Origin of the sequence: Aromatoleum sp., assembly GCF_036675785.1 — a bacterium.
Lineage (GTDB): Bacteria > Pseudomonadota > Gammaproteobacteria > Burkholderiales > Rhodocyclaceae > Aromatoleum.
Map to the genome: position 1 here is coordinate 1 of NZ_JAKFEF010000047.1, position 6,889 is coordinate 6,889.

General features: G+C 68.6%; 3 protein-coding genes and 2 pseudogenes. All 5 read left to right on the top strand.

The features are described from left to right. Window positions 1–1,451 (top strand): annotated as a pseudogene (locus tag V6M37_RS10540) (FHA domain-containing protein); the annotation flags it as partial. Further along, entirely contained in the window at window positions 1,448–2,821 is a 1,374-nt protein-coding gene (locus tag V6M37_RS10545) for an HlyD family efflux transporter periplasmic adaptor subunit (protein WP_332673023.1), read from the top strand. The pseudogene V6M37_RS10540 and the gene V6M37_RS10545, both read left to right, overlap by 4 nt. Window positions 2,822–2,851: 30 nt before the next feature. Continuing rightward, window positions 2,852–3,604, top strand: a complete 753-nt coding sequence (locus tag V6M37_RS10550) for a peptidylprolyl isomerase (protein WP_332673025.1) — start codon at window positions 2,852–2,854, stop codon at window positions 3,602–3,604. A gap of 19 nt (window positions 3,605–3,623) precedes the next feature. After that, window positions 3,624–6,695, top strand: coding sequence for a peptidase domain-containing ABC transporter (locus V6M37_RS10555; protein ID WP_332673027.1), 3,072 nt, complete (start codon window positions 3,624–3,626; stop codon window positions 6,693–6,695). After that, window positions 6,692–6,889 (top strand): annotated as a pseudogene (locus V6M37_RS10560) (sigma-54-dependent Fis family transcriptional regulator); the annotation flags it as partial. The gene V6M37_RS10555 and the pseudogene V6M37_RS10560, both read left to right, overlap by 4 nt.

Consider the following 6,889-nt stretch of genomic DNA (forward strand, 5'->3'; position numbering starts at 1 on the left):
TCGGGCTGCGGCTCGCCGGCAGCGACCAGCGCGAGCTGGCGGCGCTCGTCGCCGACGGCGACTACGCGCGCGCGGCGACGGTCGCGGACGCGCAGCTCGCGCGCGATCCGGACGACGCGGGCGCGAAGACGATCGGCACCGAAGCGATCCTGAAGGCGAAGCTGGCGGAATGGATCGAGGAGATCGACGACGGCGGATTCGACGATGCGGGCGCGATGCTTGCCGACATGAAGGCGCAGGTGCGGCACAACGCCGAGGCGCAGGCGCTGCTCGCGGAGCTCGACTGGGTCGCCGACATCGAGCGCTTCGTCGACGCGCGCGGCGGGCCGGATGCGTCGATCCGCATTTACGAGGACGAGACCGCGATCCAGGCGCTGCTCCGGCGCTGGCAGGACGACACGAAGGCCCACCAGCGCGCGCTCGCGCGCGTTGCGAACGTCGTGCCCGAATTCCGTGACCTTCACGCCGCGGCGCTGACGCACCTGCGCCGGCTCGAAAGCGACGAGTCGGTGTATCTCGCGGCGATCGGACGGCTCGACGACACGACCGCGGCCGAACTCGCGGCAGGCCGCGCGGAAGGGCTCAGCGCGGTGCTCGACGACTATGCCGGCAAGTATCCGCGCCTTGCCGGCATCGACCGCCTGCGCGACGACTTGCGGCAGTACGTCGCGCTCGAGCGCGACCTGCGCGAACGCCGGCTCGGGCCGCTCGTCGCGCGCCTCGCGACGCTGCAGTTCGTGACGCCGCCGTTCCAGCGGCAGTTTGCGCAGCTCGGTGCCGGGGCGCTGCCGTCGGCCGAGACCGTGAGCCGCTACCGCAGCGCGTCCGACGCGTGGCGCAAAGGCGAGACCGCGCAGGCGCTCGACGGCCTGCGGCAGATCGACGCCGGGCCGTGGGCGGACGCCGCGGCGATCGAGCTCGCGCGCAAGGAGGCGGTGGCGCGGGAGTTCGACGCGCTGCAGCGCGGCGCGAAAGGCGGTACCGGTAAAGGAAGCGACGCCGGCACGCGCGACGACCGGCTGCTCGCGTTCCACGCGTCGCTCGACCCGGACGAGGACGTGTTCTTCGTCCGCGCGACCGAGGGCGAGGTCGGCGCGATGCGCGGCAAGGCGCTCGCGCGCGCAGCCGAATTGCTCGAACGCGCCGACGCGACGTGGAGCGCCTATCGCACGAGCGGCGGCATCGGCGGCGAGCAGCGCCTCGAATCCGCGGTATCGCCGAAATTCGGCGCACAGGCACGCCGGCTCGCCGACGCGCACGCCGATGCGACCCAAGGCATGCGCCTCCACAAGATGCTGAAGGCCGACGTCGCCGAGCGCTGGCGCCGGCTCGCGGACGAGATCGACGCCGAAGCCGCGCTGCAGCGCCAGTCGCTGCAGGAACTCCACATGGTGCTAGAGCCCGGCGTGCTGCGGGCGAAGCTCGCGCTGATCGGGGGGACGGAGCGATGAAGAGCGAAAGCAACCTTAAGCCGCTGACCGAGGCGCTCGAAGACCACAGCGCCGAAGGCATCGCGATTCTGACCGCCGAGCCCGGGCGCTTCAGCCGGATGCTCGTCGTCGCGATGGCGGTGATGATGCTCGCGGCGCTTGTTTGGTCCTTCGTCGGCCGCGCCGACGTGATCGTCACCGCGGAGGGCGTGCTCGCGCCCGAGTCGGACGTGCGCCGCGTGTATGCGCCGATCGACGGCGAACTCGCGGACATCTACATGGAGCCGGGCCAGCCGGTGTCCGAAGGCGACGTGATCGCGCGGCTCAATGCGCGCGGCGCGGTCGAAGCGGCGGCGCAGGCGCTCGAAGCGCAGTTGAAGCTCGAGGATGCCGAGCGCGAATGGAAGAACTTCCCGGACAAGAAGGCGCTCCTCGAACGCCGGGTCGCCGCGCTGAAGCAGCAGATCGAAGTCGCGCTGAAGGTGCACGAGAAGCGCACCGCCGAAGGGACGACGAAGCTCGCCGAAGCGCAGCGCGCGCAGGTGCTGCAGGCGCGCAGCGAACTCGACAACGCGCGGCAGCTGCGCGACGCGGCGCGCGAGGAGATGGCCCGTTTCCAGCGGCTGCTCGCGCTGCCCGGAGGCGGCGGCGTCTCCGAACTGCAGGTCGAATCGAAGAAGACCGCGTATCTCGCGGCCGAGAACGCGCTGCGCGCGGCGCAGGGGCGGCTCGGCGAACTCGAGTTCCGGCTGTCGCAGGAGTCCGATCGCGCGAGCGTCGAGTTGGAGACGAGCGACCAGGAGCTCACGCGGCTGCGCATCCAGTACGACGCCGCGCTGCGCGAGATGGCGAACGAGGAGAACAAGCTGCGGCTGCAGCTGCAGAGCGCGCGGCTCGCCGCGAACGCGGCCCAGCGCATCCGCTTCGAGAACATCGACAAGGACAACTTCCTGTTGATCCTCGCGCCGGTGTCGGGCGTCGTCACCGACGTCGCGACGACGCAGCCCGGCGACAAGATCCAGGCGAACGCGCCGCTCGGCGGCATCGCGCCCAAGGACGCGCGCGCGGTGCTGAAGCTGCAGATCGCCGAGCGCGACCGCGCGTTCCTGCGCGAAGGGCAGCCGGTGAAGCTGAAGTTCGCCGCGTTCCCGTACCAGCGTTACGGGCTGATCGACGGCAGCCTCGAATACATCTCGCCGACGACGCTGCCGGCAGCGAAAACGAAGGAACCGGTCTACGAAGGACATGTGGCCCTCGCGCGCGACCACTACGAGGTCGCCGACGCGGCGTACCCGGTGCGCTACGGCATGACCGCGGTCGCCGAGATCGTCGTGCGCGAGCGGCGGCTCATCGACCTCGCGCTCGACCCGTTCCGCCAGATCCGCGGTTGAGCCGAACCCGTTCAAAGCAAGGAGCCCGAGATGACGGCGATAGTGCGAATCGACGACGAGACGATCGGCAGCGAGGATTTCGTCCGGATCCTGAAGCTCTCCGGCCGCTTCGAGAGCCTGATCGACGAGATCGTCCGCGACCGCGTCGCGGTCCATGCAGCGAAGAAGCAGGGCATCCCGGTGTCGCCGGACGAAATCCAGGAACGCGCGGACCAGTTCCGCCGCGTCCTCGGCCTGCACCGGGCGGCCGACATGAACAACTACCTCGACGCGATGGGCGTGACGCTCGACGAGTTCGAGGCGTTCATCGTCGACGGGCTGTACCAGGAAAAGATGATGGAGCGGGTCTGCAGCGACCGCGCGGTCGAGGAATATTTCCAGCTGAATTCGCCGCGTTTCGACAGCATCGAGGTCAGCCACATCGTGCTCGAAACCGAAGACCAGGCGAAGGAGATGCTGTCGCTGCTCGAAGAGGACCCGGACAGCTTCGCCGACCTCGCGCGCGAGCATTCGATCGCCGACACGCGCGACGACGGCGGCTGCGTCGGCCGCGTGCTGCGCGGTTCGCTGAAGACCGACGTCGAAGCGAAGGTGTTCAACGCGTCGGTCGGCGACCTGCTCGGGCCGTTCGCGGCGCCCGACAAGTCGTTCCACGAGATCTTCCTCGTCACCGCGAAGCACCCGGCGCGGCTCGACGACGACGCGAAGGCCGAAGTACGGCGCCTGTTGCGCGACGGCTGGCTCGCCGCGCGTGCGCAGGAACACGTGATCGAAGCGCGCTGAGCGCGAAAAGGCCGAGCCCATGGACGCGCCCCCGAACAACGCCCCCGTCGCCGATTCCCTCGCGGACTTCCTGTCGTCCGTCGAGCTGTTGTCGCCGTTGGGCGCCGACGAGCTAGAACAGCTCGCCGCGCAGGGCGAGCGGCGCTTTCTCGCGTTCGGCGAGACGCTGTGCCGCGCCGGCGACGACGCGGCCGGAGTGTTCGTGATCCTGTCCGGCTCGGTGCGCGTGTTCGCCGACGAAGGCGGCAAGGAGACGAGCCTCGGCGTGCGCAAGGCGCGCGAAGTCGTCGGCGAGATGGCGGCGCTGCGCGACTACCGGCACGAATTCTCGGCGCGCGCGTCGGCGAAGACCGAGCTGCTGTACCTCCCGCGCACCGCGTTCGAGCCGGTGCTCGCGCGGAATCCGGCGGCGCTCGCGTTCGTGACGAGCTTCGTCGCGATCGGCTCGGCCGGCGGCGTCGTCGCACGGCTCTTCGACCTGCGCGGAAAGGTCGACCGCGCCGAGCTCGAAGAGCTGGTGCGCAGCGTCGGCGTGAAGCGCGTCGCGGCCGGACGCGAGATCCTGAAGCAGGACGCGCGCGACGACCGGCGGCTCTACGTGGTGCGCCAGGGCGAAGTGCGGCTGGTGCGCCACGAGCAGGGCACCGACTTCCCGTTCGCGACGCTCGGCCACGGCGAGATCTTCGGCGAGAAGGCGTGCCTGATGCGCCAGGAACAGCCGGCCTCCGCGGTCGCGGTCGTCGATACGACGCTGCTCGTGATCCCGGAAAAATCCGTCCATCAGATCCTCGAACGGCACCCGAAGCTGCGCGAAGTGCTCGAGGAGCGCATTCGCGTCCACGAGCGCGAGCTGCAGCGGCGCAAGACGCTCGCCGAGCGGCGCCAGCTGCGCGTGATGCTCGACCTGGAGTCGAAGCCCGAGTTCGGCGAACGGCTGATCCGGCGCTTCCCGCTCGTCGAGCAGGCCGAGGAGATGGACTGCGGCGCGGCCTGCCTCGCGATGATCTGCCGCCACTACGACATCCCGATGACGCTCGGCAAGCTGCGCGAGATGGCGAACGTGACGACGCAGGGCGCGACGCTCGAAAGCCTCGCGCGCACCGGCGAGACGCTCGGCTTCACGACGCGCGGCGTGCAATGCACGTTCGACGCGCTGCTCGGCTTCGAGCTGCCGTTCATCGTGCATTGGGAGGGCTACCACTACGTCGTCGTCTACGGCGTGTCGAAGGCGCAGGTGTGGATCGCCGACCCCGGCGTGGGTTTTCGCAAGATGAGCGTCCAAGAGTTCGAGCGCGGCTGGAGCGGCACCTGCCTGCTGTTCACGCCCGGGCAGAACCTCGTCCAGCTCGCCGCCGAACGCTCGCCGTGGGTGCGCTTCGTCGGCTATCTGCGTCCGTACAAGAAGATCCTCGCGCATCTCTTGATGGCGACCTTCGTGATCCAGATGCTCGGCCTCGTGCCGCCGATGATCATCCAGAACATCCTCGACGGCGTCATTGTCCACGAGAACGTCAGCCTGCTGCATCTCCTAATCGTCGGGCTGATCATCGCGAACCTGTCGTCGCAGGTCGTCGCGAGCGTGCGCGCGTTTCTTGCGAACTTCATGGTGCGCAATCTCGACTTCTCGATGATGTCGCACTTCTTCAAGCACACGCTGTCGCTGCCGTTCTCGTTCTTCGCCAAGCGCAAGACCGGCGACATCATCGCGCGCTTCCAGGAAAACCAGACGATCCGCGCGTTTCTGACCGAAGCGACGATCAACACCGTGCTGAACCTCCTGATGGTGTTCATCTACTTCACGGTGCTGTTCCTCTACAACGCGAAGATGACCCTGCTGCTGATCGCGTTCGTGATCCCGATCATGGCGCTGACGGTGTTCGTGACGCCGCGGATTAAGAACTACGCGCGCGAAGTGTTCAACACCGGCACCGACGCGCAGGCCTTCCTGATGGAAGCGCTCGGCGGCGTCGAGACCGTCAAGGGGATGGGCATCGAGCGGCCGGTGCGGCTGAAGTGGGAGAAGAAGTACGCGAAGGCGCTCGAAGTGCAGTACCGCGCGCAGATGTTCAGCGTGAAGGTCGGCTTCGCGAGCCAGCTGCTGAACGCCGCGACGACGATCGCGATCCTGTGGGTCGGCGCGACGCAGGTGCTCGCGCACGAGCTCACCATCGGCCAGCTGATGGCGTTCAACGCGCTGATGGGCAGCGTGCTCGCGCCGCTGATGGGGCTCGTCGCGCTGTGGGGGCATGTGAACGACGCCGCGGTCGCGATGGAACGGCTCGGCGACGTGCTCGACATGGAGCCCGAGCAGAAGCCCGAGGAGGCCGCGTCGCGCGTCGTGCTGCCGGACCTGCAGGGCGACATCCGGCTCGACGGCGTGTATTTCCGCTACGGCGGCGACGAGACGGCGTACGTGCTCGAGAACATCAGCTTCGATATCAAGCCGGGCGAACTCGTCGCGATCGTCGGCCGCAGCGGCTCGGGCAAGACGACGCTGGCGAAGCTCCTCGTCGGCTTCTACCCGCCGACCGACGGCCGCATCCTCGTCGACGGTTACGACATGGCGACGATCGACAAGGCGTACTACCGCGCGCAGGTCGGCTACGTGATGCAGAGCAACCTGCTGTTCTCCGGGACGATCGCCGAGAACATCGCGAGCGGAGACGTCGCGCCGGACCGCCGCCGCATCGAGGAAGTCGCGAAGATGGCCGACGCGCACGCGTTCATCCGCAAGCTGCCGCTCGGCTACGAGCAGGTCGTCGGCGAGCGCGGCGTCGGGCTCTCGGGCGGGCAGATCCAGCGCCTGTGCATCGCCCGCGCGCTGTACCACGACCCGCGGCTGCTGGTGTTCGACGAGGCGACGTCCGCGCTCGACACGCAGTCCGAGAGCAACATCATCGGCAACATGCAGGAGATCCTGAAAGGGCGCACCGCGGTGATCATCGCGCACCGGCTGTCGACGATCATGCGCGCCGACAAGATCCTCGTGCTGTTTGAGGGCGCGATCGTCGAGCAGGGCCGGCACGACGAGCTCGTCGAGCGGCGCGGCATGTACTACCAGCTCGTGCAGAAGCAGCTCGCCGCCGCATGAAGATCCTGCCGCCGCGCGGCCGCGCCGGGTCCGCGATCTCGTATGCCGGGCTGCTCGAAAAGATCGAGATCCTGCGCTCGGCGCTGCGCTGGGCGCCGACCCTCGCGCGGCCGGACATCGAGAAGCTGTTGCGGCAGGCGAATGCGCTGCGCGACGAATTCATGCAGCTGTCGCACAAGGAGCGCTTCGTCGAG